The 23740-nt window shown below is 66.3% G+C and carries 22 protein-coding genes; 15 read left to right on the top strand and 7 right to left on the bottom strand.

Going from position 1 to position 23740, the window contains the following annotated elements:
• Positions 1–19 precede the first annotated feature (19 nt).
• The 5 genes from ccsB to AC1DOP_RS15410 all read left to right on the top strand — a co-directional run bounded on the left by ccsB (position 20) and on the right by AC1DOP_RS15410 (position 3540).
• Positions 20–1192, top strand: coding sequence for a c-type cytochrome biogenesis protein CcsB (gene ccsB / locus AC1DOP_RS15430; protein WP_441934860.1), 1173 nt, complete (start codon positions 20–22; stop codon positions 1190–1192).
• Between the two features lie 121 nt (positions 1193–1313).
• On the top strand, positions 1314–2294 hold the full coding sequence (gene msrP / locus AC1DOP_RS15425) for a protein-methionine-sulfoxide reductase catalytic subunit MsrP (RefSeq protein WP_441934861.1): 981 nt from the start codon (positions 1314–1316) through the stop codon (positions 2292–2294).
• A gap of 10 nt (positions 2295–2304) precedes the next feature.
• Positions 2305–2979, top strand: coding sequence for a protein-methionine-sulfoxide reductase heme-binding subunit MsrQ (locus tag AC1DOP_RS15420; protein ID WP_477252096.1), 675 nt, complete (start codon positions 2305–2307; stop codon positions 2977–2979).
• 4 nt (positions 2980–2983) lie between these two features.
• On the top strand, positions 2984–3169 hold the full coding sequence (locus tag AC1DOP_RS15415) for a hypothetical protein (RefSeq protein WP_441934863.1): 186 nt from the start codon (positions 2984–2986) through the stop codon (positions 3167–3169).
• Positions 3170–3243: 74 nt separating this feature from the next.
• On the top strand, positions 3244–3540 hold the full coding sequence (locus AC1DOP_RS15410; protein ID WP_441934864.1) for a hypothetical protein: 297 nt from the start codon (positions 3244–3246) through the stop codon (positions 3538–3540).
• A 3-nt stretch (positions 3541–3543) separates the two neighbouring features.
• Here AC1DOP_RS15410 and AC1DOP_RS15405 read toward each other — a convergent pair whose 3' ends face one another.
• Together AC1DOP_RS15405 and AC1DOP_RS15400 are read right to left on the bottom strand one after the other, a co-directional pair.
• A complete protein-coding gene (locus tag AC1DOP_RS15405) occupies positions 3544–4335 on the bottom strand; it encodes an NIPSNAP family protein (protein WP_477252093.1) in 792 nt (263 codons plus the stop codon).
• Positions 4332–4955: a LysE family translocator gene (locus AC1DOP_RS15400; RefSeq protein ID WP_477252091.1), complete on the bottom strand. Its 624-nt coding sequence runs from the start codon at positions 4953–4955 to the stop codon at positions 4332–4334. The genes AC1DOP_RS15405 and AC1DOP_RS15400 overlap by 4 nt, the downstream gene beginning before the upstream one ends.
• Before the next feature lie 57 nt (positions 4956–5012).
• On the opposite strand from AC1DOP_RS15400, the gene AC1DOP_RS15395 reads away from it, so the two are divergent.
• Positions 5013–5966, top strand: coding sequence for a helix-turn-helix transcriptional regulator (locus AC1DOP_RS15395; protein ID WP_477252089.1), 954 nt, complete (start codon positions 5013–5015; stop codon positions 5964–5966).
• A 106-nt stretch (positions 5967–6072) separates the two neighbouring features.
• Here the strand turns inward: AC1DOP_RS15395 and lysA are convergent, their stop codons facing one another.
• Entirely contained in the window at positions 6073–7347 is a 1275-nt protein-coding gene (gene lysA / locus AC1DOP_RS15390) for a diaminopimelate decarboxylase (protein ID WP_441934868.1), read from the bottom strand.
• A gap of 2 nt (positions 7348–7349) precedes the next feature.
• Entirely contained in the window at positions 7350–7601 is a 252-nt protein-coding gene (gene lptM, locus AC1DOP_RS15385; protein ID WP_441934869.1) for an LPS translocon maturation chaperone LptM, read from the bottom strand.
• A 41-nt stretch (positions 7602–7642) separates the two neighbouring features.
• Here lptM and cyaY point away from each other — a divergent pair, with 41 nt between their 5' ends.
• Positions 7643–7972: an iron donor protein CyaY gene (cyaY, locus tag AC1DOP_RS15380; RefSeq protein WP_441934870.1), complete on the top strand. Its 330-nt coding sequence runs from the start codon at positions 7643–7645 to the stop codon at positions 7970–7972.
• On the opposite strand, the gene AC1DOP_RS15375 is transcribed toward cyaY, so the two are convergent.
• From AC1DOP_RS15375 to AC1DOP_RS15365, 3 genes are all read right to left on the bottom strand, one after another.
• On the bottom strand, positions 7959–9473 hold the full coding sequence (locus AC1DOP_RS15375; protein WP_477252085.1) for a hybrid sensor histidine kinase/response regulator: 1515 nt from the start codon (positions 9471–9473) through the stop codon (positions 7959–7961). The two genes, cyaY and AC1DOP_RS15375, sit on opposite strands and share 14 nt — an antisense overlap.
• On the bottom strand, positions 9473–10975 hold the full coding sequence (locus tag AC1DOP_RS15370; protein WP_441934872.1) for an ATPase domain-containing protein: 1503 nt from the start codon (positions 10973–10975) through the stop codon (positions 9473–9475). The genes AC1DOP_RS15375 and AC1DOP_RS15370 overlap by 1 nt, the downstream gene beginning before the upstream one ends.
• A 90-nt stretch (positions 10976–11065) precedes the next feature.
• On the bottom strand, positions 11066–13420 hold the full coding sequence (locus tag AC1DOP_RS15365; RefSeq protein ID WP_441934873.1) for a penicillin-binding protein 1A: 2355 nt from the start codon (positions 13418–13420) through the stop codon (positions 11066–11068).
• 339 nt (positions 13421–13759) lie between these two features.
• Here AC1DOP_RS15365 and AC1DOP_RS15360 point away from each other — a divergent pair, with 339 nt between their 5' ends.
• From AC1DOP_RS15360 to AC1DOP_RS15325, 8 genes are all read left to right on the top strand, one after another.
• A complete protein-coding gene (locus AC1DOP_RS15360) occupies positions 13760–14836 on the top strand; it encodes a pilus assembly protein PilM (RefSeq protein ID WP_441934874.1) in 1077 nt (358 codons plus the stop codon).
• Entirely contained in the window at positions 14836–15444 is a 609-nt protein-coding gene (locus tag AC1DOP_RS15355) for a PilN domain-containing protein (RefSeq protein WP_441934875.1), read from the top strand. The genes AC1DOP_RS15360 and AC1DOP_RS15355 overlap by 1 nt, the downstream gene beginning before the upstream one ends.
• On the top strand, positions 15441–16103 hold the full coding sequence (locus tag AC1DOP_RS15350) for a type IV pilus inner membrane component PilO (protein WP_441934876.1): 663 nt from the start codon (positions 15441–15443) through the stop codon (positions 16101–16103). Before AC1DOP_RS15355 ends, AC1DOP_RS15350 begins: the two co-directional genes overlap by 4 nt.
• The gene (locus AC1DOP_RS15345) at positions 16100–16648 is read left to right on the top strand and encodes a pilus assembly protein PilP (RefSeq protein ID WP_441934877.1); all 549 of its coding nucleotides are present in this window, start codon (positions 16100–16102) and stop codon (positions 16646–16648) included. The genes AC1DOP_RS15350 and AC1DOP_RS15345 overlap by 4 nt, the downstream gene beginning before the upstream one ends.
• Positions 16645–18780 carry a type IV pilus secretin PilQ gene (locus AC1DOP_RS15340; protein ID WP_477252081.1) on the top strand — a complete coding sequence of 712 codons (2136 nt, stop codon included), beginning with the start codon at positions 16645–16647 and terminating at the stop codon, positions 18778–18780. Before AC1DOP_RS15345 ends, AC1DOP_RS15340 begins: the two co-directional genes overlap by 4 nt.
• 34 nt (positions 18781–18814) lie before the next feature.
• A complete protein-coding gene (locus tag AC1DOP_RS15335; RefSeq protein ID WP_441934879.1) occupies positions 18815–20797 on the top strand; it encodes an Ig-like domain-containing protein in 1983 nt (660 codons plus the stop codon).
• An 87-nt stretch (positions 20798–20884) separates the two neighbouring features.
• A complete protein-coding gene (aroKB, locus tag AC1DOP_RS15330; protein WP_477252079.1) occupies positions 20885–22573 on the top strand; it encodes a bifunctional shikimate kinase/3-dehydroquinate synthase AroKB in 1689 nt (562 codons plus the stop codon).
• Positions 22570–23709 carry a deoxyguanosinetriphosphate triphosphohydrolase gene (locus AC1DOP_RS15325; RefSeq protein WP_441934881.1) on the top strand — a complete coding sequence of 380 codons (1140 nt, stop codon included), beginning with the start codon at positions 22570–22572 and terminating at the stop codon, positions 23707–23709. Before aroKB ends, AC1DOP_RS15325 begins: the two co-directional genes overlap by 4 nt.
• Positions 23710–23740 lie beyond the last annotated feature (31 nt).

Genomic DNA, 23740 nt, shown 5'->3' with positions numbered 1-23740 from the left:
CCGGAGATAGAGAGGACCTATGTCTCAAGCAACCCAACCACCCAGCACGCCTTCGCAGGCGGCATATACGCAGCCGCCGGGCTTCTTCAAGAGCCTGACCGTCATCGACTGGCTCTACGGCGCCGGCCTGATGGCGGCAGTGCTGTTCGCCCTGCAGCGTTTCGGCAGCTTCATGGACGTCTACGAGCAGGCGATCCTGGTGCTGGCGGCGCCCACCTTCGCCCTGCTGGGCTGGCACTGGAAGCCGGTGCGCTGGCTGATCCCGCTGATCGCCGTGCTGTCGCTGTGGGGCGTGTCGCTGTACGGCGGCTCGCTGGATGCCGCGAACCAGAAATTCTTCCTCAAGTACATGCTGTCGAGCCAGTCCGCGATCCTGTGGATGAGCGCCCTGTTCGTGTTCTCGACCGTGTTCTACTGGGGCGGCCTGATCGCCAGGTCGCCGTTCGGCGCCAGCGTCGGCTCGACCCTGTGCCGGGCCGCCGTGGTGCTGGGCTTCACCGGCATGATGGTGCGCTGGTACGAGTCCTACCTGATCGGCAGCGACGTCGGCCACATCCCGGTATCGAACCTGTACGAAGTCTTCATCCTGTTCTCGATGATCACGGCGCTGTTCTACCTGTACTACGAACAGCGCTACAAGACCCGTCAACTGGGGCCGTTCGTGCTGCTGGTGATCTCGGCCGCGGTCGGCTTCCTGCTGTGGTACACGGTGGCGCGCGACGCCGCCGAGATCCAGCCGCTGGTGCCGGCCCTGCAGAGCTGGTGGATGAAGATCCACGTGCCGGCCAACTTCATCGGCTACGGCACCTTCGCGCTGGCGGCCATGGTCGGCTGCGCCTACCTGCTCAAGTCGCACGGCATCCTGGCCGACCGCCTGCCTGCGCTCGAGGTGCTGGACGACGTCATGTACAAGTCGATCTCGGTCGGCTTCGCGTTCTTCACGGTGGCGACCATCCTGGGCGCGCTGTGGGCGGCCGAGGCCTGGGGCGGCTACTGGTCCTGGGACCCGAAGGAGACCTGGGCCCTGATCGTCTGGCTGAACTACGCGGCCTGGCTGCACATGCGCCTGATGTCCGGCCTGCGCGGCCGCCCGGCCGCCTGGTGGGCCCTGATCGGCCTGCTGGTCACCACCTTCGCCTTCCTGGGCGTGAACATGTTCCTGTCGGGCTTGCACTCCTACGGCAAGCTTTGAATGACAGTCCGATTACAAATCTGTCAGAAGGCTCTACGGTAACAGCTAACCGGGAACAGATGGTGTAAGGTTGATATGTCCGGCGCATGTCGTGCGCCGGACATGCTTAGTGGAGCCAGCCATGCTGATCAAACGAAACCCGAACGGTATCGACTTGCCGTTTCCTTCCGAAATTACGCCGCGCGAGGTCTATGAAGGCCGGCGCAAGTTCATCGCGCAGATCGCCGCCACCGCCGCGGTCGGCTCCTCGCTGTGGGAGCTCGCCAACCGCGAAGCCTTTGCGCAGGGCGCTCCCGCCGCCAAGCTGGCCGCCACCCGCAACGCCGCCTTCTCGACCACCGAAAAGCCGACCTCCTTCGAGGATGCGACCCACTACAACAACTTCTACGAATTCGGCACCGATAAATCCGACCCGGCCCAGAACGCCCATACGCTGCGCACCCGGCCGTGGACGGTGCAGATCGACGGCGAAGTCAAGAAGCCGCTCACCCTCGACATCGACCACCTCACCAGGCTGGCGCCGCTGGAAGAGCGCATCTACCGCCTGCGCTGCGTCGAAGGCTGGTCGATGGTGATTCCCTGGGTCGGCTACTCGCTGGCCAACCTGATCAGGCAGGTCGAGCCGAACGGCAATGCGAAATACGTGGAGTTCACCACCCTGGCCGACAAGCGCCAGATGCCCGGCGTCGGCAGCCGCGTGCTGGAATGGCCCTATGTGGAAGGCTTGCGCATGGACGAAGCCATGCATCCGCTGGCCCTGCTCACGGTGGGCATGTACGGCCAGGTGTTGCCGAACCAGAACGGCGCGCCGGTGCGCGTGATCGTGCCCTGGAAATACGGCTTCAAATCGGCCAAGTCGATCGTGCGCATCCGTTTCGTGCGCGACCAGCCGCGCACCGCCTGGAACACGGTGGCGCCCGAGGAATACGGTTTCTATTCGAACGTGAACCCGAACGTCGACCACCCGCGCTGGTCCCAGGCCAGCGAGCGCCGCATCGGCGAAGGCGGCTTCTTCGCGCCGAAGCGCAAGACCCTGATGTTCAACGGCTATGATCAGGTGGCTTCCCTGTATAGTGGGATGGACTTGAAGAAATTTTTCTGACCAAGGAACGATGACAGCCAACGCGACCCAAAGACCGGCCATCAAAAAGCCGTCTCTCGGCCCGACGCCCAAGCAGCTCGCCGCGCTCAAGGCCGTGGTGTTCGTGCTGGCGCTGCTGCCGTTCGCGCGCATCGTCTGGCTGACGGTCCGGCAGGTGCCGGTCGACCCGGTCGAGTTCGTGACCCACGGGACCGGCGACTGGGCCCTCTACCTGCTGTGCGCCACCCTGGCGATCACGCCGCTGCGCCGCTTCACGGGCTGGAACTGGCTGATCCGCCTGCGGCGCATGCTGGGCTTGTATGCCTTCTTCTATGCGCTGATGCACTTCCTCACCTTCCTGTGGGCCGACCACCGCTTCGACTTCGGCGCCATGTGGAAGGACGTGCTCAAGCGCCCCTTCATCACGGTCGGCTTCATCGCCTTCGTGCTGCTGCTGCCGCTGGCCGCGACCAGCACCAACGCCATGATCAAGCGCCTCGGCCGGCGCTGGGCCCAGTTGCACCGCCTGATCTACCTGATCGCGCCGCTGGCGATCCTGCATTACTGGTGGATGAAGGCGGGCAAGCACAACTTCGAGCAGCCCATCGTCTGGGGCCTGGTCGTCGCCGTGCTGCTCGGCCTGCGCGTGGTCTGGAGCTGGAACCGCACGCGCAGTCCCGCTCCCTCGCGATCGGTGGGTTCCTGACGTGATGAAGGGGCCTTCCGTCATCGGCCTGCTGCTGGCACTGGTGCTCGTGCTGGTGCTGGCCGCGTCGCGCTTCCGTACCGGCTCGTCGGTCGACCGCTGCCTGGTGCTGGACGGACGCTGGAACGAGCAGGCCGCCGCCTGTGCACGCCAGGCCTGGCCGGAAGACCGTTCCCGCGGAAGAGATTAAGAGTTACAAATCGGCGCTGCAAACCGTGCAATCTGACCTAGAATTCAGTAAGGATCGCACTTGAGGACGTCGACATGGACACCCGTACGAAAGGCGCGGCGAAACGCCTGATTCTTTCGCTGGCGGCCGCAAGCCTGTCGGGCTGCGTCTACGCGCCGCCGCCCTATGCCGCCTACGATGCCTACGGCTCGGCGCCGGTGGCGGCTTCTCCCTATTATTACCCCTACAGCTACGGCTACCCGACCTATGTCGGGCCGCCGCTCTCGCTCAGTTTCGGCTTTTACGAGCACAGCTACCGCGGCGGCTATCGCGGCGGCTGGGGCGGCGGGCGCGGCTGGGGAGGCCGCGGCGGCTGGGGTGGACGGCACTGAGCGCTAGCGTACCAGCGAACGCGGCGTCGGCGCGAGGCGCAGGGTTTGCGGCGCCCCTTCCATGCGCGCCGCGGCGGCCGCCTGCATGGCGCGCCAGTGCTGGTCCGCCGCCAGCGCCTTCAGGTGCCTGTCGTAGGCGTCCGCATCGTCGAAGGCGGCAAAGCTGACGAACACGTTTTCCTTTTCCCGCACCGGCAGGCGCTCGAAGGTATTCCTGCTCCTGTCCGTCACATACTGGGCGAGGATGCGCGCGCCGCGGCCTTCGAGCAGCGGCGCCATCTCGCGCCGGAACGCGGCGGCGAATTCCGCCAGTGTGTCTTCCCGCAAGTAATAGATCGTCGCGACCACCAGGCGGCTGGCGGCAATGTCTCCCCTGGCCGGGCGGGCCAGGCCGTCGAGGGCGAAGCCGCTGCTGGCGAAGGCCGGGTGCAGCAGCAGCACGTTGTCGTTATCGGCCAGGGTGGCGTTGGCCTGGTTCCGGTTGGCCTGCCATACGGGACCGTAGTAGAAGGCGGTAAGGGCGTCGTGGCGCTTCTGCATGTCCGCAAAACCGCGCACCCACACGAAACGGTCGGGGTCGGCGAGGTCGCGGAAGGTGGCGGCGATGCGCATGCCGGTGGCTTCCTGGCTTTCGATGAAGCGGTCCTCGAACAGGGAGATGAGTTCGTCGCGCTTGCCCGGGTACATCGTGTACTGGCGCAGCTCGACGATCGGGCAGCAATCCTGGGCGGCCATGGCGGCGGACGAGCTCAGCGCGCAGGCCAGCGCCGCGCCGGAAAGGATACGGCGGCTCATGCCTGCCACCCTTGCACGACGGTGACGATGCCGGTGCCGACCAGCAGCATGCCGACCGCGCGCGTGGCCAGCCCGCTGGCGCCGAGCGAGCCGCCGGCCCTTTGCGCCAGCAGGGCGACGCCGCCGTAGACGCCGGCCTGGGTGCCGGCCGTGATCAGGCCCAGCGCGGTGGCCTGGGCCCAGATCGGTCCCTGGGCCGGCTTCAGGAATTGCGGGAAGATCGCCAGCATGAACACATAGGCCTTCGGGTTCAGCAGGCAGGTCGCCATCCCCTTCAGGAACACGGACGACGCCGGCTGCGCGGGGGCGTCGGCGCGCACCTCGAGCGTGGTGGCGCCGGCGCGCGCCAGGTTCCAGCCGATCCAGGCGATATAGGCCGCGCCGGCCACCAGCAGCACATTGAACAGCGCGGGCCACAGCCGCACGATGGCGGCCACGCCGAGCGCGCCCATCGCGATATGGCAGACGCCGCCGGCGACGATGCCGCCCACCGCGGCCAGGCCGGCGCCGCGCCCGCCGGTCAGGGCATTGGCCAGCACATAGGCCATATCGAGCCCGGGCAGGGCGATGATGCCGAATACAAGGACAAAATACAGCCAGAGCGAGCCGCTGCCGTTCATGTTCGCCTCCATGGTCAAAATGTCAGCGTAAGCGGTATATAGGTCATAATCGGTCCTATGTACCATCCGACCACCCGCGTTCTCGCCTTGCTCGAACTGCTGCAGACCCATGGCCGCATGAGCGGCGCCGAATTGGCGCCGCGCCTGGGCGTGGACCGCCGCACCCTGCGCCGCTACGTCGGCAAGCTGGAAGACATCGGCATCCCCATCACGGCCGAGCGCGGACGGGCGGGCGGCTATGCGCTGATGCCCGGCTTCAAGCTGCCGCCGATGATGTTCACCGAGGACGAAACCCTGGCGCTCTCGCTCGGCCTGCTCGCCGCGCGCGGACTCGGGCTGGCCGAGGCGGCGCCGGCGGTGGCCAGCGCCCAGGCCAAGCTGGAGCGCATCATGCCCGACCAGCTCAGGCGCCGCGTGCGCGCCGTCGACGAAACCGTCAAGCTCGATGCGGCGCGCGCGCTGGCGCCGGCCAACAACCAGCCGCTGGTGCTGCTGACCGGTGCGGCCCAGGCTTGCCGCCGGGTGCTGCTGCGCTACCGCGACCAGCACGGCAAGGAGTCCGTGCGCCGCTTCGATCCCTATGGCGTGGCGCTGCGCCACGGGCGCTGGTACGCGGCCGGCATGTGCCATCTGCGGCAGGAGTTGCGCACCTTCAGGCTGGACCGGGTCGCGGGCGTGGAGCCGCTGGAGGAAGATTTCGAGCGGCCGCCCGGCTTCGATCCGATGGCCCACGTCGTGCGTTCCATCGCGACCCTGCCGCGCGCCTTTTCCATTGAAGTGCTTTTGAAGGCCGACCTGGCCTCGGTGCGGGCCCACCTGTTTGCCGAAGCGGGGGTATTGGAGGAAACGGCCGGCGGCGTGGTGGTGCGCGCCCAGTCCGACGAACTGGACTGGTTCGCGCGCCAGCTGGCCGGCATGCCCTTCGAGTTCGAGATCCGTCACCCTCCAGAGCTGAGGGCGGCGGTGGGGGACTGCGTCCGGCGCCTGCTGCGCTGCGCCGAGAGCACCTGACAAATCCTCCATGGCAGCGTTGCATCGTCTCGCCGTACTAGCGTACTGTCTTCGCGGTCCGCCGCTGCGGCGATGCGCCTTGCCCTGAAGGTTTTGTCAGGCGCTCTTATTTGACGATGGTTTCCAGCGCAAACAGCTCTTCCGGCGTCTCGCGGCGGCGGATCAAATGGACCTGGTCGCCGTCGACCAGCACCTCGGCCGCGCGGCCGCGGGTGTTGTAGTTCGAGGCCATCGTGAAGCCGTAGGCGCCGGCCGCCATCATCGCCAGCACGTCGCCCGGCTCGACCGCCAGGTCGCGGTCGCGCGCCAGCCAGTCGCCCGATTCGCAAACCGGGCCGACCAGGTCGTACTTCACGGTGCCGCCTGCGCGCGGGACCACCGGCTTGACGTCCATCCAGGCCTGGTACAGGGCCGGACGGGCCATGTCGTTCATGGCGGCGTCGATCACGCAGAAGTTCTTTTCCTCGCCCGGCTTCAGGAATTCCACCGACATCAGCAGCACGCCGGTATTGCCGACGATCGAGCGGCCCGGTTCGAAGATCACCTTGATCGGCTTGCCCTCGTACTTCTCGGCGCGCCAGGCGTCCACGCGCGCGAACACGCGCGACACGTAATCGCCGATCGCCACCGGGGCGTTGTCGCCGGTGCCGTAGTCGATACCGAGGCCGCCGCCGACGTCCAGGTGGTGCAAGTGGATGCCTTCACCGGCCAGGGTGTCGATCAGCTCGATCAGCTTGTCCAGCGCTTCCAGCAGCGGTGCGTCATCCAGCAGCTGCGAACCGATGTGGCAGTCGATGCCGACCACTTCCAGGTGCGGCAGGGACGCTGCGGTACGGTAGGTGTCGAGCGCGTCCGAGAAGGCCACGCCGAACTTGCTGGCCTTCAGGCCGGTGGCGATGTAGGGGTGGGTCTTGGGATCGACGTTCGGGTTCACGCGCAGCGACACCGGCGCGCGCTTGCCGCGGCGGCCCGCCACCTCGTTGATGCGGTGCAGTTCGGGGATCGATTCGACGTTGAAGCACAGGATGCCCTGGTCGAGCGCCAGCTCGATCTCGGCCACGGTCTTGCCCACGCCCGAGAAGATCACCTTGCCGGGATCGCCGCCGGCCGCGATCACGCGCAGTAGTTCGCCGCCGGAGACGATGTCGAAGCCGGCGCCTTCGCGCGCCAGGATGTCGAGGATGGCCAGGTTCGAATTCGCCTTCATCGCATAGCAGACCAGGGCATCGCGGCCCTTGGCCGGCGCCGCATAGCCGCGGAAGTTCTGCAGCAGCTGGGCCTTCGAATACACGTAGGTCGGGGTGCCGAAGCCTTGGGCGATGGCGGACAGGGGGACGCTTTCGGCGTGCAGGACGCCGTCTTGGAACGAGAAGTGCGACATGGTTACTGTTGGCTGGCCGGGGTGGGCGGGTTGGTGGCTTGGGTATTGTTGGCGTTCGATCCCGCGCTCGGCGTGGTCGTGCCGGCGGCCGGCGCCGGCGGCGTGGCGGTGGTGGCCGGAACCACGGCGGCCGGGGCCGGAGCGGCGGGGCGGGCCGGCGGCTTGGGCATGTAGAGCGGGCCGGGCTGGCCGCAGGCGGACAGCAGGACCAGCGTGGCCACAGCAAAGGCCGGGAGCGCAAATGGGGACTTCACGATTAGAATCACGGTTTGATTAGCAGACCTTGGAGTGTAGCATGACCGAAACCGAATTTTTGGACCTCGCCGAGTCCACCCTGAACGAGATCGAACTGGCCTTCGATCGCCTGTTCGAGCAGGACGTCGTTGACGTCGAATGCAAGCGCAGCGGCAATGTGCTTGAGATCGAATTCGTCGACAACGGTTCGAAAATCATCGTCAACAGCCAGGCCCCGCTGCAGGAGATGTGGGTGGCAGCGCGTGCCGGCGGCTTCCACTACAAGCGCGTCGGCGACGAATGGCGCAATACCCGCGACGACAGCGAGCTGTTCACCTCGCTGTCCGACTACGCCACCCAGCAGGGCGGGGCGCCGGTCAAATTGCGCTGAGGACGCCCAGCAGGGCTTCCATGTCCACCGGCTTGACGAAATGGTGGTCGAAGCCGGCGGCGCTGGTCCTGGCGCGGTCTGCATCCTGTCCATAGCCGGTGATGGCGATCAGGGTCGCCTGCGCCATCCGTGGCAATTGGCGCAGGCGCTGCGCCAGCTCGTTGCCGTCCATGTCCGGCAAGCCGATGTCGAGCAGGCAGGCGTCGAAGGGCTCCGCGGCGGCGGATGCCAGTGCCGCGTGGGCGCTCTGCACGACCACGACCCGGTAGCCGGCGGTTTCCAGGAACAGGCCGAGCATCTGGCCGGCATCGTCGTTATCGTCGACGACCAGCAGGCGCAGTCCATGGGTGTCGCTCGGCGCCTCGCCGTGCTGCGCAGGGGCGGCGCCGGCGCCGGGCGTCTCGACCCGCGGCAGGCTGACCGTGAAGCGGCTGCCCTTGCCGGCGCCCTCGCTGAACGCCGAGACCCTGCCGCCATGACGCGCCACCAGGTTCCGGACCAGCGCCAGGCCGAGGCCGAGCCCGCCCTGGGAACGGTCGGAGCTGCGTTCAGCCTGTGCGAACAGGTCGAACACCCGGTCGAGCATCTCGGGGGCGATGCCGATGCCGTTGTCGGTGACGGTATAGTCAACGCTGTCGCTAGTGGCGTGCAGCGCCACCGCGATCTCGCCGCCCTCGGGCGTGTATTTCGCGGCGTTGTTCAGGATATTCGCGACCACCTGCACCAGGCGCTTCTGGTCGCCGTGCACGAAGGCGGTGTCGCGCGGCAACTGGATCGAGACGCGGTGCCGCCGGCTCTCGATCAGCGGGCGCACCTGCTCGACGGCGGCGGTGACGATCTGCCTGGCGTCCAGCAGGGTTTCGTCGAGCGTGACCAGGCCGCGCGATACCCGCGACAGGTCGAGCAGGTCGTCGATCAGGCCCGTCATGTGCTTCACCTGGCGCGCAATGATCTCGCTGGTCTGGCGGATCTTTTCGCGGTCGAGGTCGGGGATGCGGAGCAGGTCGGAGGCCGCGCGGATTGGCGCCAGCGGATTGCGCAGCTCATGCCCCAGCATGGCCAGGAACTCGTCCTTGCGCTGGTCGACTTCGCGCATCGCATACTGCCTGCGGCGGGCGCGCAGGGCCGACTGCGCGGCGCTCACCAGGGTCACGCCCTGCGCCGGACGCTCCAGCAGCGAGACATTGCCCAGTTCCAGGTAGCGGTGCTGCGGGCCGGGCGCCGCGGCGCCGCGCCGGCTCATGATCAGGACCGGCAGGTCGGACCAGTCCGGTTGGTGGTCGATGAAGTGCCTGACGACGCGCACGAAGTCCGGCGTGACCGCTTCGTCGCCGACCAGCACCGCACCGGCGCCGCGCCCGAGTTCGTCGATCAGCTGGCCAGGCTGGGCGCACACGCCGCAGGCGATGCCGGCGCGCCCGAACAGCTCCTCGATCAGGCGCGCGTCCTTGCCCACCGGTGCATGGATCAGGATGCGCTCTTCGAGATCGTTGGCCTGCATCAGTTCGCAGAAGCGGGATCGTGCCGTCCGCCGTCCGGGTCCAGGATGGTCGGTACGCCCGTCAGGACACCCTGGAAATTCCTGAGCACGGCGCCGACGACGATGCCGTTTTGGGTGATGTCGAACTGCCGAAGCGTGGTCTCGTGCGCGCTGCCGCGCTTCTTGAACACGGAGATCGCCTTCTGGACGGCGCCCTGGGCTTCGAAATAACGCAGGATCAGGACATTGTCCGCCATGTAGCTGACATCCATTCCGGTCGACATGCTGCTGCCGACGATGCCCTGCTGGACACCGACCAGGAAGGTCGCCACCCCGCGCTGCCCCAGGTAGGTCAGCACTTCGTGCAAATGGGTCGACAGGAAACCGGCTTCCGGCATGGCGTTCATGTAGCCGTTCAGGCTGTCGATCACGATCACCCTGGCGCCCTGGTCCGCCGCGCCGCATACGGCATGGGTGAATTCGCCGGGCGACATCTCTGCCGGATCGATCTGGTGGACGTTCAGCAGGCCGGATTCGAAAGGCGTGTGCAGGTCGAGGCCGATGCCTTCGCTGCGGTTCAGCAGGGTATTGAAGGATTCCTCGAACAGGAACATGGCGGCGCGCTGGCCGCGGTCGGTCACCGCCTTCACGAACTGGATGGCGACGCTGGACTTGCCGGTGCCCGGCGGCCCCGACACGAGGGTGCTCGATCCTTCCTCGATCCCGCCGCCCAGCAGCTGGTCCAGCTTGGCAAGGCCGCTGCCGAGCTGGGCGCGCCGGCCGATCTCGCGCGACTCGGCGGCGACGATGCGCGGGTAGACCACCAGGCCGCCGGTGACGATCGAATAGTCGTGCGGGCCGCGCCGGAAGGCGACCCCGCGGTATTTCAGGACCCGCACCAGGCGCCGTTCGGCGCCGTACTCGGAATCGGTGTGCTGCAGCGAGATAACGCAATGGGCGATACTGCGCACCTGCTGGTCGCCCTTGAGAGAGGTCTTGTCGTCGAGTAGCAGGGCGGTGCAGGAACGCTTCGAGAAGTACTGCTTGAGCGCCAGCACATGGCGCCGGTAGCGCAAGGGAGTGCCCGACAGGAGCTGCAGCTCGGACAGCGAATCGAGCACGACCCTGCTCGGATTGAGCTTCTCGACCAGCCTGATGATCATGTTGTTGGTTTCGCCCAGCTCGACTTCGGACGGATCCATCACCGTGTACTGCTCGCTGGGGTCGAGCAGGCTTTCATCCGGTATCACTTCCTGGACGGAGATGCCGTCCAGCGACATGCCGTGCGTCTCGGCGACCGCGCGCAATTCGACTTCGGTCTCGGCCAGGGTGATGTACAGCACGGTCTCGCCGCGCGCCGCGCCTTCCGCCAGGAATTGCAGCGCGAGTGTCGTCTTGCCGGCGCCGGGATCGCCTTCGACCAGGTAGAGCCTGTCCCTGGTGAGGCCGCCGCCGAGGACGTTGTCGAGACCCGGGATGCCGGTCGAGATGAATGCGGTGCTGGAAGTGTTCTGGGTGCTCATGACAATGTCTTGCGCAGAGGGTGCCGCATTGTTCCTAAACCATCATGATTACATAGTTTTTGCAACAATACGTGCACCGTAGACCAGTCCTCAGAACAGCTCGTTCCTCACCGCGTCGCGGGTCTTCTGCTGGTCCGCCGGCGGCTGCGCGCCGACGTCCAGCGACTGCACGCCGGTACCCGGCGGGTTTTCCACGTAATAGTACTCGTCGCCATATTGCACCAGGCCGGCCGGCACCTGGCGCTCCGCCACCGGCACGTCCTTCAGCGCCTTCTGCATGAAGCCGATCCAGATCGGCAGCGCCAGGCCGCCGCCGGTTTCGCGGTTGCCCAGGTTGCGCGGCTGGTCGTAGCCCATCCAGGCGATGCCCACCAGGTGCGGCTGGTAGCCGGCGAACCAGGCGTCGATCGAGTCGTTGGTGGTGCCGGTCTTGCCCGCCAGGTCGGGGCGTTTCAGCATCTGCTGGGCCTTGGCGGCGGTGCCGAAGCGGGCCACGTCGCGCAGCATGCTGTCCATCAGGTAGGCATTGCGTTCGTCGATCACGCGGTTGGCGTCGACGCCGGCGCGTTCCGGACGCGCTTCCGACAGCACCTTGCCGTCCGCGTCCGTCACCTTCGAAATAATGTAGGGCATCACGCGGAAGCCGCCGTTCGCGAACACGGAATACGCGCCCGCCATCTGCAGCGGCGTGGTGGCGCCCGCGCCCAGCGCCAGGGTCAGGTAGGGCGGGTTCTTGTCGGCGTCGAAGCCGAAGCGGGTCGCGTATTCCTGGCCGTAGCGGGCGCCGATCTTGTTCAGGATGCGGATCGAGATCATGTTCTTCGACTTCATCAGGCCGCGCCGCATCGTCATCGGGCCCTCGTACTTGCCGTCGTAGTTCTTCGGCTCCCAGGCCTGGCCGCCGGTCGAGCCGGCATCGAAGGAAATCGGAGCGTCGTTGATCAGGGTCGCCGGCGAGAAGCCGCGCTCCAGCGAGGCCGAATAGATGAAGGGCTTGAACGAGGAACCCGGCTGGCGCCAGGCCTGCGTGACGTGGTTGAACTTGCTGCGGTTGAAGTCGAAGCCGCCGATCAGGGCGCGGATCGCGCCGTCGTCCGGGCTCACCGCCACGAAGGCCGATTCCACCTGCGGCATCTGGGTGATGCTCCAGGCCGAGCCGCCGTCCTGGGTCACGCGGATCACGGCGCCGCGGCGCAGGCGGCGGGTCTCGGCCGCTTTCGGCGACAGCCATTCGCGCGCGAAGGCCAGGCCGGGTCCGGTGATCCTGATCTCTTCGCCGGAGGCCAGCACCGCCGTCACCTGGGTGGGTGAGGCCTGCTGCACGATGGCGGCGAGGATGTCGTCGGAATCGGGATGCTCGGCCAGCTCGGCCTCGATGGCTTCATCGGCCTCGGCCTTGGTTGAAGGGATCTCGATGTATTTTTCCGGGCCGCGGTAGGGGTGGCGGCGCTCGTAGTCCATCACGCCGCGGCGCAGCGCCAGGTAGGCGGCGTCCTGGTCGGCCTTGGTGATGGTGGTGAACACGTTCAGGCCGCGCGTATAGGTGTCTTCCTTGAACTGCTCGTAGACCAGCTGGCGCGCCATCTCGGCCACGTACTCGGCGTGCACGCCGAAGGCCGTGCTGTCGGTCTTGATCTTCAGTTCCTCGTTTTTCGCGGTCTCGTACTGCGCATCGGTGATGTAGCCGAGGTTGTGCATGCGCTGCAGGATGTACTGCTGGCGCAGGCGCGCGCGCTTCGGATTCACCACCGGGTTGTAGGCCGAGGGCGCCTTCGGCAGGCCGGCCAGCATGGCCGCTTCGGCCACCGTAATGTCCTTCAGGTCCTTGCCGAAGTAGATCTGGGCCGCCGACGAGAAGCCGAAGGCGCGCTGGCCCAGGTAGATCTGGTTCATGTAGACCTCGAGGATCTGGTCCTTGCTCAGGTTCTTCTCGATCTTCCAGGCCAGCAGGGCCTCATAAGCCTTGCGCTTCAGGGTCTGTTCCGACGACAGGAAGAAGTTGCGCGCCACCTGCTGGGTGATGGTCGAGGCGCCCTGGCGCGCGCCGCCGGTGGCGTTGTGCAGGGCCGCGCGCAGGATGCCCCAGTAGTCGACGCCGCCGTGCTCGTAGAAGCGGTCGTCCTCGATCGCCAGCACGGCCTTCTTCATCACGTCCGGGATGTCCTTGAAGTGCACCAGGGTGCGGCGCTCCTCGCCGAATTCGCCGATCAGGACGTTATCGGCGGTGAAGATCCTTAATGGCATCTTCGGCCGGTAGTCGGTCAGGGTATCGAGGGCGGGCAGGTTGGGGTAGGCCATCGCCAGCGCGAACACGACCACCAGCACGCCGCACACCGCCAGGCCGGACAGGGCCGCCAGCAGGGTCAGGACGATACGCTTCGGGCTGTGCTTGCTGGAAGGCGGCGGGGAGGGCGGGGGCGGCGCCCCGTTCGGAGATGCTTTCATGCGCATGAATGGTTCGCTGTGTTGATCAGATTCATTATAAGGCAGGGGCGATATCGAAACACTGCTGGTCAAGTCGATAACAGGTGTGTAAACGGTGACAATATTGATCTACGACAGGGAAAAACCAACTGTCGTTTTCCTGCTTCGGACCAAAGTGTTCCCATGTAGAAATATCTTGTCTGAGGTCATCCTTATTGCTACGATTTAACACAGTGCCTTCAGTATGCACATAAATAAGGCGCACTAAGTCGCTGGTTTTTCTAAACAAATAATTCCCCAACGCGGGCGTTCAATAGCCGTTCTTCAGGAACGCAAAGAAGCAAAGAGGGAGCAACGCTCGTGATCAGTCTAGGTTCCTTGTTCGGACAGTCCAACCCGCCCTTGATCGGGATCGACATCAGTACGTCCGGCGTGCGACTGGTGGAGCTGGCGGACGCCGGCAAGGGTGCGCTGCGGCTGGAGCGCTATGCTTCCGAGCCGTTGCCGCGCGGTACCGTGGTCGACGGTAACATCGAGAATATCGAAGCCGTATCGGAAGCGGTGCTGCGCGTCTGGAAGAAGAGCGGCAGCAGGGTCAGGCATGTCGCGCTCGGCATGCCGCCGGCCGCCGTCATCACCAAGAAAATCATCCTGCCCGCGGGCCTGGCCGAAGACCAGCTCGAAGTGCAGGTGGAGTCCGAGGCCAGCCAGTATATCCCGTTTGCATTGGACGAGGTCAGCCTGGACTTCGACGTCATCGGCGCGGCGCCGAACTCGCCGGAAGACATGGAAGTGATGCTGGCGGCGGCGCGCCGCGAGAAGGTCGAGGACCGGGTCGCGATCGCCGAGGCGGCCGGCCTCACCGCCACCGTGATGGACATCGAATCGTATGCGGCGCGTTCGGCGGCCCAGCGCGCGATCGAAGAGGAGGGCGGCGCCAGGGAGGGGCAGATCGTGGCCCTGTTCCAGATCGGCGCCCAGGCCACCCATATCTCGGTGCTGCAGAACGGCGAGACCATCTACGAACGCGAACAGCCCTTCGGCGGCATCCAGCTGACCCAGGACATCGTGCGCGCCTACGGCCTGTCCTTCGAGGAGGCGGAAGCGCGCAAGAAGGCCGGCGACCTGCCGGATAACTACGGCGCCGACCTGCTGACGCCCTTCCTGGAAAACGCCGCGCTGGAAATCACGCGCGCGATCCAGTTCTTCTTCACCTCGACCCCGTACACCCGCATCGACCAGATCTACCTGGCCGGCGGCTGCGCACAGGTGGCCGGCCTGCCCGACATCATCGCCAGCCGCACCCGGATCAGCTGCAGCGTGATCTCGCCGTTCAAGGGCATGCAGCTGGCGCCCTCGGTGCGCGAACAGCAGCTGCGTCACGAAGCGCCGGCCTACCTGGTCGCCTGCGGCCTGGCACTGCGGAGGTTTGGCTGATGATCCGGATTAACCTGCTTCCCCACCGGGAAGCGAAACGCAAGCAGAAGCAGGCGGCGTTTGCCGCGCTGCTGGCCCTCGGCGGCGTGCTCGGCGGGGCCCTGGTGCTGATGGTGGGCGGCTATAACGCCAGCGTCATCGCCACGCAGAACCAGCGCAACGAGGTGCTCAAGCAGGCCAACGCGGAACTCGACGTCAAGATCAAGAAGATCGCCAACCTGAAGTCCGAGATCGAGGCGCTGAAGGCGCGCCAGCAGGCGGTCGAAGACCTGCAGGGCGACCGCAACCAGCCGGTCTACCTGCTCGACGAACTGGTGCGCCAGACGCCGGAAGGGGTCTACCTGAAGAGCTTCAAGCAGGATGGCCAGAAGGTGCTGCTGACGGGCGTGGCGCAGTCGCAGGAACGGGTCGCCGAACTGCTGCGCAACCTGTCGGGCAATTCGCCGTGGCTGGAGCGCCCGGAACTGGCCGAGGTGCGCGCCGCCACCCTGGCCCAGAGCAAGACCGGACGCAAGGTCGTCGAATTCACGCTGAACGTGTCGATCAAGCGCGTGCGTGAAAAAGAAGAGATCGCCAAAGAGAACGCGAAGCCGGGACCGAAAAAATGAACATCGATCTGAAACAGCTGGGTGCCGACATCGCCTCCCAGTTCGAAGGCCTGCAGGGCCGCCATCCCGGCCTGTGGCCGCTGGCGCCGCGCCTGCTGTGCGCGGCCGGCGTGATGGCCGCCGCGATCGGCCTCGGCTACTTCTTCTACTGGAGCGGCCAGTTCGAGGAGCAGCAGGCCCTGGCCGCGCAGGAGCAGACCCTGCGCGACGCCTACAAGGCCAAGATGGCGCAGGCGATCAACCTGGACGCGCTCGAAGCCCAGCAGCAGCAGGTCAACCGCTACGTTGAACGCCTCGAGAAGCAGTTGCCGAGCAAGGCCGAGATGGCGGCCCTGCTGTCGGACATCAACCAGGCGGGCCTCGGCCGCGGCCTGCAGTTCGAGCTGTTCCGGCCGGGCCAGGCGGTGGTGAAGGATTACTATGCCGAGCAGCCGATCGACATCAAGGTTACCGGCAGCTACCACGACATCGGCGAATTCGCCGCCGACGTGGCGAAGATGCCGCGCATCGTCACCCTGAACAACCTGGCGCTCAGCACCGGCAAGGACGGCATGCTGTCGCTCGACGCCATCGCCAAGACCTTCCGCTACCTCGACCAGGACGAGCTGGACGCGCAATCGAAGGCCAGGAAGAAAAAGAAGAAGGAGGCCAAGGCGTGAGCGGGTACATGATGAAGCGGGCCGGCGCCCTGGCGGCTGCGGCGCTGCTGCTGGCCGGCTGCGGCGACAGCGACGTCAAGGAAGTGCGCGACTGGATGGACCAGGTCAAGCACGACACCCGGCCGGCCGTGAAGCCGCTGGCCGAACCGAAGGATTTCATCCCCTTCGCCTACGGCGACAGGGAAGCGGTGGATCCCTTCAATCCGAACAAGCTGCTGAACCAGCTGGCCAAGGCGGCGGAGACGTCGCCGGACCCGAACAAGCCCGACCTGAAGCGCCCGCGCGAACTGCTCGAGAACTTCCCGCTCGACACCATGCGCATGGTGGGCACGATGCAGAAGGGCGGCGCGAACTATGCGCTGCTGCAGGTCGACCGCGCGGTCTACCAGGTCCGCGCCGGCCAGCGCATCGGCCAGAATTTCGGCATCGTCACCCGCGTGGGCGACGACGCCATCAATATCCGTGAAGTGGTGCAGGACGCTGCCGGCGAGTGGGTCGAGCGCATCGCGAAGCTTGAGCTGCAAAGCAAGGAGAATCATAAATGACCCGACTTGGAAGCATCGCCCTCGGCCTGGTGCTGGCCTTCGGCGCCGGCAGCGTCTTCGCACAGGACAACGCGATCGAATCGATCAGCGCCAACCAGCAAGGCAATAACGTCGTCATCAACGTGGCGATGAAGGAGGCCCCGGCCAGGTTGCCGATCGGCTTTTCGATCACCAACCCGGCGCGCATCGCGCTCGATTTCGGCTCTACCGCCAACGCCACCGGCAGGAGCGCCCAGGACATCAACCTGGGCGACGTGCGCGGCGTGAACGTGGTGCAGGCCGGTGAGCGCACCCGCCTGGTGCTGAACCTGAAGCGTCCGCTGAGCTATGCCGCCGCGATCGACGGCAAGTCGGTGATCCTGACCGTCGAAGGCTCGGGCGGCGTGGCGCAGGCGGTCAACGCGGCCGGCCTGCCGGCCCATCCGGCGGCCCCGGCGGCGGTGCGCCAGAACCTGCGCGACCTCGATTTCCGCCGCGGCGCCAATGGCGAAGGCCGCATCGTGGTCGACCTGCCGAACAGCCAGGTGCCGGTGGACGTGCGCCAGGCCGGCAACCAGATCACGGTCGACTTCCTGCGCACCGGCCTGCCGGCCACGCTGCGCCGCCGCCTCGACGTGACCGATTTCGGCACCCCGGTCACGAAGATCACCACCACGCCGCAAGGCGAGAACGTGCGCATGACGATCGACGCCCAGGGCAACTGGGAACAGAGCGTGTACCAGAGCGACACCCAGCTGGTCATCGACGTCAAGCCGGTCAAGGAAGACCCGAACCGCCTGGCCCAGGGAGCGCAGGGCTACAAGGGCGAGAAGATCTCGTTCAACTTCCAGAACGTCGAAGTGCGCGCCGCCCTGCAGGCGGTGGCCGACATCTCGGGCCTGAACATCATCGCCAGCGATTCCGTCAGCGGCAGCCTGACCCTGCAGCTGAAGCAGGTGCCGTGGGACCAGGCGCTGGACGTGATCATGCAGGCCAAGGGCCTCGACATGCGCAAGAACGGCAACGTGCTGTGGATCGCGCCGAAGGAAGAGATGCTGACCAAGGAAAAGCTGGAGCTCGAGCAGAAGGCCCAGATCGCCGACCTCGAGCCGCTGCGCTCCGAGATCTTCCAGCTGAACTACCAGAAGGCCGAAGCCTTCCGCACCGTGTTCGGCCTGGATGGGGGCGGCGCTGCCGGCGCCAGCAACCGCGTGCTGTCGAAGCGCGGCAGCGCCACCATCGATCCGCGCACCAACCAGGTGTTCGTGACCGACATCGCGTCCAGGCTGGAAGAGGTGCGCAAGCTGATCCAGAAGGTCGACATCCCGACCAAGCAGGTGCTGGTCGAGGCGCGCCTGGTCGAGGCCAACGACGGCTTCTCGCGCAACCTCGGCGCCAAGCTGGGCTTCGCCGACATGCGCACCATCCGCGGCGGCGACTCCGGCTACCAGGTCAGCGGCAACCAGCGCGTGGCGGTCGGCGGCAACCTGAACGGCATCGGCCAGACCACCGGTCAGCTGGCCCTGACCAGCGATTCCTACAACAACACCCAGCTGGTCAACCTGCCGGCGGCGCCGATCAACGGCGTCAATGCGCCGACCATCGCCTTCTCGCTGTTCTCGTCGGCGGCCAACCGCTTCCTGAACCTGGAGCTGTCGGCGCTGGAAGCGGACGGCAAGGGCAAGATCATCTCCAGCCCGCGCGTGGTCACCGAGGACAACGTGGCGGCCGTGATCGAGCAGGGCGTCGAGCTGCCGTACCAGCAGGCCACCAGCAGCGGCGCGACCTCGGTCACCTTCAAGAAGGCCAACCTGCGCCTGGAAGTGACGCCGCAGGTCACGCCGGACGGCAACGTGGTGCTGGAAGTCGACGTCAACAAGGATTCGAAAGGCGAGAGCACCGCCTCCGGCTTCGCCATCAACACCCAGCACGTGAAGACCAAGGTGATGGTCGAGAACGGCGGCACCGTGGTGCTCGGCGGTATCTACCAGCAGACCGAGACCTCGAACGACTCCAAGGTGCCGCTGTTCGGCGACCTGCCGGTGGTCGGCTACCTGTTCAAGACCACGGCGCGCTCGACCTCGAAGACCGAGTTGCTGGTATTCATCACCCCGAAGATCGTGACCGAGCACCTGCAGAACGCGGCACACTGAACCAGTCAACACAATCGACAAGAAGAAGGCAGACATGAGCAATACCAACATCGCGCGCCGCGGCGCGCCCGTCGCCACCGCGCTGCTGATGGCGCTGGTACTGAGCGCCTGCGGCGGTGGCGGCGGCAGTCCTGGCGCCGTGACCGGCGGCGGCAGCGGTTCCACCGGCAGCGGCAGCGGCGGCACCGGCACCGGCGGCACCACCGTGACCGCCAGCCCGAGCGTGAGCGTGGGCTTTACCGGCGCCGGCGGCGCCGCATCGAACGCCCTGTCGAGCGCGACCCCGCTGACGGTCAAGGCGACCGTGCTCGACGCAAACAAGAAGCCGGTGCCGAACGCGATCGTCACCTTCGCCACCGACAATAGCCTGGCGGTATTCTCGCCCTCGTCGGGCACCGCGCTGACCGACGTGAACGGCGTCGCCAGCGTCACCATGCGTCCCGCCAGCGCAGCCTCGGGCGGCGCCGGCACCGTCACCGCCACCAGCACCGTGGCCGGCAGCGCCGTGACGGGCAACTCCAACTTCTCGGTCGGCGCCACCGCGCTGTCCTTCGGCGCCCTGAGCGCTTCCTCCGCCTCCATCCAGGCCTACGAATCGACCGACCTGTCGGTGAGCGTGATGAGCGGCGGCGCCGCCTACACCGCGCAGCCGGTCAACGTGAGCTTCAGGTCGGACTGTGCCGACAAGGGCAAGGCGACCCTGGCCGCCACCGTGGCGACCAACAACGGCGTCGCCAAGACCGTCTACCGCGACAAGGGCTGCGGCACCAGCGATGTGATCACCGTGTCGGCGGACGGCATCTCCACCCAGTCCACGCTGTCGCTGACGATCGCGCCGCCGCGCGCGGCCTCGGTGCAGTTCGCATCGGCATCGCCGACCAGCCAGTCGCTGGTGGTCCAGGGGCAGGGCGGCATCAACCGTACCGAAACCGCGCTGCTCACCTTCAAGGTGGTCGATACCTTCGGCAACCCGCTGGCCGGCCAGCAGGTCACCTTCCAGCGTTACCCGGACACTGCCGACGTCACGATCAACAAGCTCAGCGATACCACCGACGCCAGCGGCAACGTCGTGACCACCGTGAATTCGGGCTCGACCGCCACCTCGTTCAAGGTGCGCGCCACCTTGCCGAACACGGGCGCCAACGGCAATCCGGATATCTCGACCCTGTCGGACTCGATCGTCGTGACCACCGGCAAGCCGGTGCAGCGCGCGTTCTCGATCGCGACCGACAAGTTCAATTTCGAAGGCTGGAATGTCCAGAGTTCGCCGACCAATCCGGCCGCCACGGTCTCGGTCAGCCTGGGCGACGCCTTCTCCAACCCGGTGCCGGACGGTACCCCGGTGGTCTTCCAGACCAACCTGGGCATCATCGGCACGTCCGACAAGGGCGGCTGCAACACCACCAACGGCACTTGCGCGGTGCCGCTGCGCGCCCAGGCGCCGTTCACCGCCACCCCCGGCGTGCCGGCCACGGCATGCAACAGCATCACGCCCGACAGCACCCGTGCCGGCCTGGCGACGATCTGCGCCAGCACCACCGACGGCACCAACTTCCTGACTGCGCGGACCGCGGTGTTCTTCAGCGGCGGCACGGCCATCAACACCTTCATGAACGGCAGCAGGGTCTCGTTCAATGCACTGACGCCGAATGACCTCGGATCGATCAGCGCCAGCGCCACCAAGGTGTTCCAGCTGCAGTTCAATGACGTGAACTTCAACCCCTTGCCGGCAGGCAGTACGGTGGCGATCACGAGCATGCTCAACGGTAACGCGGCGGCGGTCCAGCCGGCCACCGTGCCGAACATCGCGCCGCATAGCAGCAGCAACGTGGACGATCCGAGCGGGATCGCGGTCGGCGGCAACCAGGGCTCGACCCACACCTTCAGTATTTCGGGCTCGAATCCGACCAACTGCACGACCACCGTACAGTCCTCGTTCAACGTCACCGTCACCACGCCGGCGCCGTTCAATACGGTAACGACCATTCCTTTTAAACTCACGTTCACCTGCCCGTAATACAATGCACTGAAACCGGTAGCAACTGAACGAATCACGCGGCGGCCAGGTTATCCTGGCCGTTTGCTTTTTGAGCGATCGAGAATAGTGCCTCACTGCAAGAACAACAACATCTTCCTCGTCGGCCTGATGGGCGCCGGCAAGACGACCATCGGGCGCATGCTGGCGCGCCGGCTGGGCATGCACTTCGTCGATTCGGACCATGAGATCGAAGCCCGCACCGGCGCCTCGGTGCCCTGGATCTTCGAGATCGAAGGCGAGCCCAGCTTCCGCCGGCGCGAAGCCGACATGATCCGCGAACTGACGGCCGGCAGCGGCCTGGTGCTGGCCACCGGCGGCGGCGCGGTGCTGAATCCGGACAGCCGGCGCCTGCTGTCCGAGCGCGGCACCGTGATCTACCTGCGGGCCAGCGTCAACAGCATCCTGGCGCGCACCTCGCACGACAAGAACCGTCCGCTGCTGCAGACCGCCGATCCGCGCAAGAAACTGGAAGACCTGACCGCCCAGCGCGAACCCTTGTACCGCGAGATCGCCGACCTCGTCATCGACACCGGCCGGCCTAACGTACAATCGATGGTTCAGACAATACTGGACCAGCTGGCCGCGCTGGATGCGGCGCGCCAGCGGACCAAGGCACGCACACACATGAACGAACAAGCCTTTACTACCCTTAACGTCGACCTGGGCGAACGCAGCTATCCGATCCTGATCGGACGCGGACTTTTAGAGGACAGCGAACTGCTGACCCGCTATATCGGCACAAGCAGCGGCGCCGGCGGAAAAGTCGCGATCGTCACCAACACCACGATCGCGCCGCTGTACCTGGAAAAGGTGGCGGCGCCGCTGCGCGCGAGCGGACGCGAGATCGTCACCATCGTGCTGCCGGACGGCGAGGAATATAAAAACTGGCAGAGCCTGAACCTGGTGTTCGACGCCCTGCTGGCCAACAAATGCGACCGCAAGACCACACTGGTGGCGCTGGGCGGCGGCGTGATCGGCGACCTGACCGGTTACGCGGCCGCCAGCTATATGCGCGGCGTGCCCTTCGTGCAGATCCCGACCACCCTGCTGTCCCAGGTCGATTCCTCGGTCGGCGGCAAGACCGGCATCAACCACCCGCTCGGCAAGAACATGATCGGCGCCTTCTACCAGCCGCGCGCCGTGATTGCCGACACCGCCACTCTCGACACCCTGCCGGCCAGGGAACTGTCGGCCGGCCTGGCCGAGGTGATCAAGCATGGCGCCATCCTCGACCTGTCCTTCTTCGAGTGGATCGAGGCGAATATCGGCAAGCTGGTCGCGCGCGATCCGGCCGCGCTGGCCCACGCCATCCTGCGCTCCTGCGAGATCAAGGCCGACGTGGTCCGCCGCGACGAACGCGAAGGCGGCCTGCGCGCGGTGCTGAACTTCGGCCACACCTTCGGCCACGCGATCGAGAACGGCCTCGGCTACGGCGCGTGGCTGCACGGCGAGGCGGTCGGCTGCGGCATGGTGATGGCGGCCGACCTCTCGCACCGCCTTGGCCTGCTGGGCGCCGACGAAGCCCTGCGCGTGCGCCGGCTGGTGAAGGCGGCCGGGCTGCCGGTCGAAGCGCCGGACCTGGGCGCCGATCGCTGGATCGAGCTGATGGAAGTCGACAAGAAGAACGAGGGCGGCGCCATCAAGTTCATCCTGCTGAAACCCCTGGGCAGCCCGAGCATCACCGGGGCGCCGCGCGAGCAGCTGCTGGCGACCCTGGACGCCAACGTCGCGACTGTCGGGAGAGGGCGGGGATGATCGATTTCGACGCCCACCTGGCACCCTATGCGGCGCACTCGTCGAAGTCCCGTGGGCGTCGCCATCCCGAACCCGCGGCCGGCTCGCGCAGCGAATTCCAGCGCGACCGCGACCGCATCATCCACTCCACCGCCTTCCGCCGGCTGGAATACAAGACCCAGGTCTTCCTGAACCACGAGGGCGACCTGTTCCGCACCCGCCTGACCCACTCGATCGAAGTCGCCCAGATCGCGCGCACCTTGGCGCGCAGCCTGCGCCTGAACGAGGACCTGGTCGAAGCGGTCTCGCTGGCCCACGACCTCGGCCACACGCCCTTCGGCCACGTCGGCCAGGACGTGCTGAACGAATGCATGAAGGACCATGGCGGCTTCGAGCACAATCTGCAGAGCCTGCGCGTGGTCGACCATCTCGAGGAGCACTACGGCGCCTTCGACGGCCTGAACCTGACCTTCGAAACGCGCGAAGGCATCCTGAAGCACTGCTCGCTGACGAATGCGCGCCAGCTGGGGGAACTCGGCCAGCGCTTCATCGACAGGCACCAGCCCAGCCTGGAAGCCCAGCTGGCCAACCTGGCCGACGAGATCGCGTACAACAACCACGACATCGACGACGGCCTGCGCTCCGGCCTGCTGACCATGAAGCAGATGGAAGAGGTGGAACTGTTCGCGCGCCTGCACCACCAGGTCGTGCAGCAGTACCCCGGCCTGCCGGGCCGGCGCGAGCTGTACGAGACGATCCGCCTGATGATCACGGCGATGACGGCCGACCTGGTCGAGACCTCGGCGGCACTGCTGCTCGAGGCCGCCCCGAAGAGCATCGACGAGGTGCGCGCCGGACCGCCCCTGGTCCGCTTCTCGCCGAAGATGCGCGAAGAGACCACGGCTCTGAAACGCTTCCTGTACGCCAACCTCTACCGCCACTACAAGGTCAACCGCATGCGCGTGAAAGCCAGCCGCATCGTGCGCGAACTCTTCGACGCCTTCATGACGGACCCGGTGCTGCTCCCCTTCGACTACCAGGTAGCATCCGGCGACACCATGAAGCAGGCCCGCAAGATCGCCGACTACATCGCGGGCATGACGGACCGCTACGCGATCCGCGAACACAAGCGGATTTTCTCTCTGGATGAGTTGTAAAAATTCGGGGTCAGAGCACTCTTCGGCCCAA

It is taken from the genome of Massilia sp. 01N410 (genome assembly GCF_056399665.1).
This window is presented reverse-complemented; position numbering and strand designations above follow the sequence as displayed.

Bases quoted from the DNA above. Each gene is read 5' to 3' on its own strand.
- ccsB (WP_441934860.1), top strand. From the start codon at position 20: ATGTCTCAAGCAACCCAACCACCCAGCACGCCTTCGCAGGCGGCATAT.
- msrP (WP_441934861.1), top strand. From the start codon at position 1,314: ATGCTGATCAAACGAAACCCGAACGGTATCGACTTGCCGTTTCCTTCC.
- AC1DOP_RS15420 (WP_477252096.1), top strand. From the start codon at position 2,305: ATGACAGCCAACGCGACCCAAAGACCGGCCATCAAAAAGCCGTCTCTC.
- AC1DOP_RS15415 (WP_441934863.1), top strand. From the start codon at position 2,984: ATGAAGGGGCCTTCCGTCATCGGCCTGCTGCTGGCACTGGTGCTCGTG.
- AC1DOP_RS15410 (WP_441934864.1), top strand. From the start codon at position 3,244: ATGGACACCCGTACGAAAGGCGCGGCGAAACGCCTGATTCTTTCGCTG.
- AC1DOP_RS15405 (WP_477252093.1), bottom strand. From the start codon at position 4,335: ATGAGCCGCCGTATCCTTTCCGGCGCGGCGCTGGCCTGCGCGCTGAGC.
- AC1DOP_RS15400 (WP_477252091.1), bottom strand. From the start codon at position 4,955: ATGAACGGCAGCGGCTCGCTCTGGCTGTATTTTGTCCTTGTATTCGGC.
- AC1DOP_RS15395 (WP_477252089.1), top strand. From the start codon at position 5,013: ATGTACCATCCGACCACCCGCGTTCTCGCCTTGCTCGAACTGCTGCAG.
- lysA (WP_441934868.1), bottom strand. From the start codon at position 7,347: ATGTCGCACTTCTCGTTCCAAGACGGCGTCCTGCACGCCGAAAGCGTC.
- cyaY (WP_441934870.1), top strand. From the start codon at position 7,643: ATGACCGAAACCGAATTTTTGGACCTCGCCGAGTCCACCCTGAACGAG.
- AC1DOP_RS15375 (WP_477252085.1), bottom strand. From the start codon at position 9,473: ATGCAGGCCAACGATCTCGAAGAGCGCATCCTGATCCATGCACCGGTG.
- AC1DOP_RS15370 (WP_441934872.1), bottom strand. From the start codon at position 10,975: ATGAGCACCCAGAACACTTCCAGCACCGCATTCATCTCGACCGGCATC.
- AC1DOP_RS15365 (WP_441934873.1), bottom strand. From the start codon at position 13,420: ATGAAAGCATCTCCGAACGGGGCGCCGCCCCCGCCCTCCCCGCCGCCT.
- AC1DOP_RS15355 (WP_441934875.1), top strand. From the start codon at position 14,836: ATGATCCGGATTAACCTGCTTCCCCACCGGGAAGCGAAACGCAAGCAG.
- AC1DOP_RS15350 (WP_441934876.1), top strand. From the start codon at position 15,441: ATGAACATCGATCTGAAACAGCTGGGTGCCGACATCGCCTCCCAGTTC.
- AC1DOP_RS15340 (WP_477252081.1), top strand. From the start codon at position 16,645: ATGACCCGACTTGGAAGCATCGCCCTCGGCCTGGTGCTGGCCTTCGGC.
- AC1DOP_RS15335 (WP_441934879.1), top strand. From the start codon at position 18,815: ATGAGCAATACCAACATCGCGCGCCGCGGCGCGCCCGTCGCCACCGCG.
- AC1DOP_RS15325 (WP_441934881.1), top strand. From the start codon at position 22,570: ATGATCGATTTCGACGCCCACCTGGCACCCTATGCGGCGCACTCGTCG.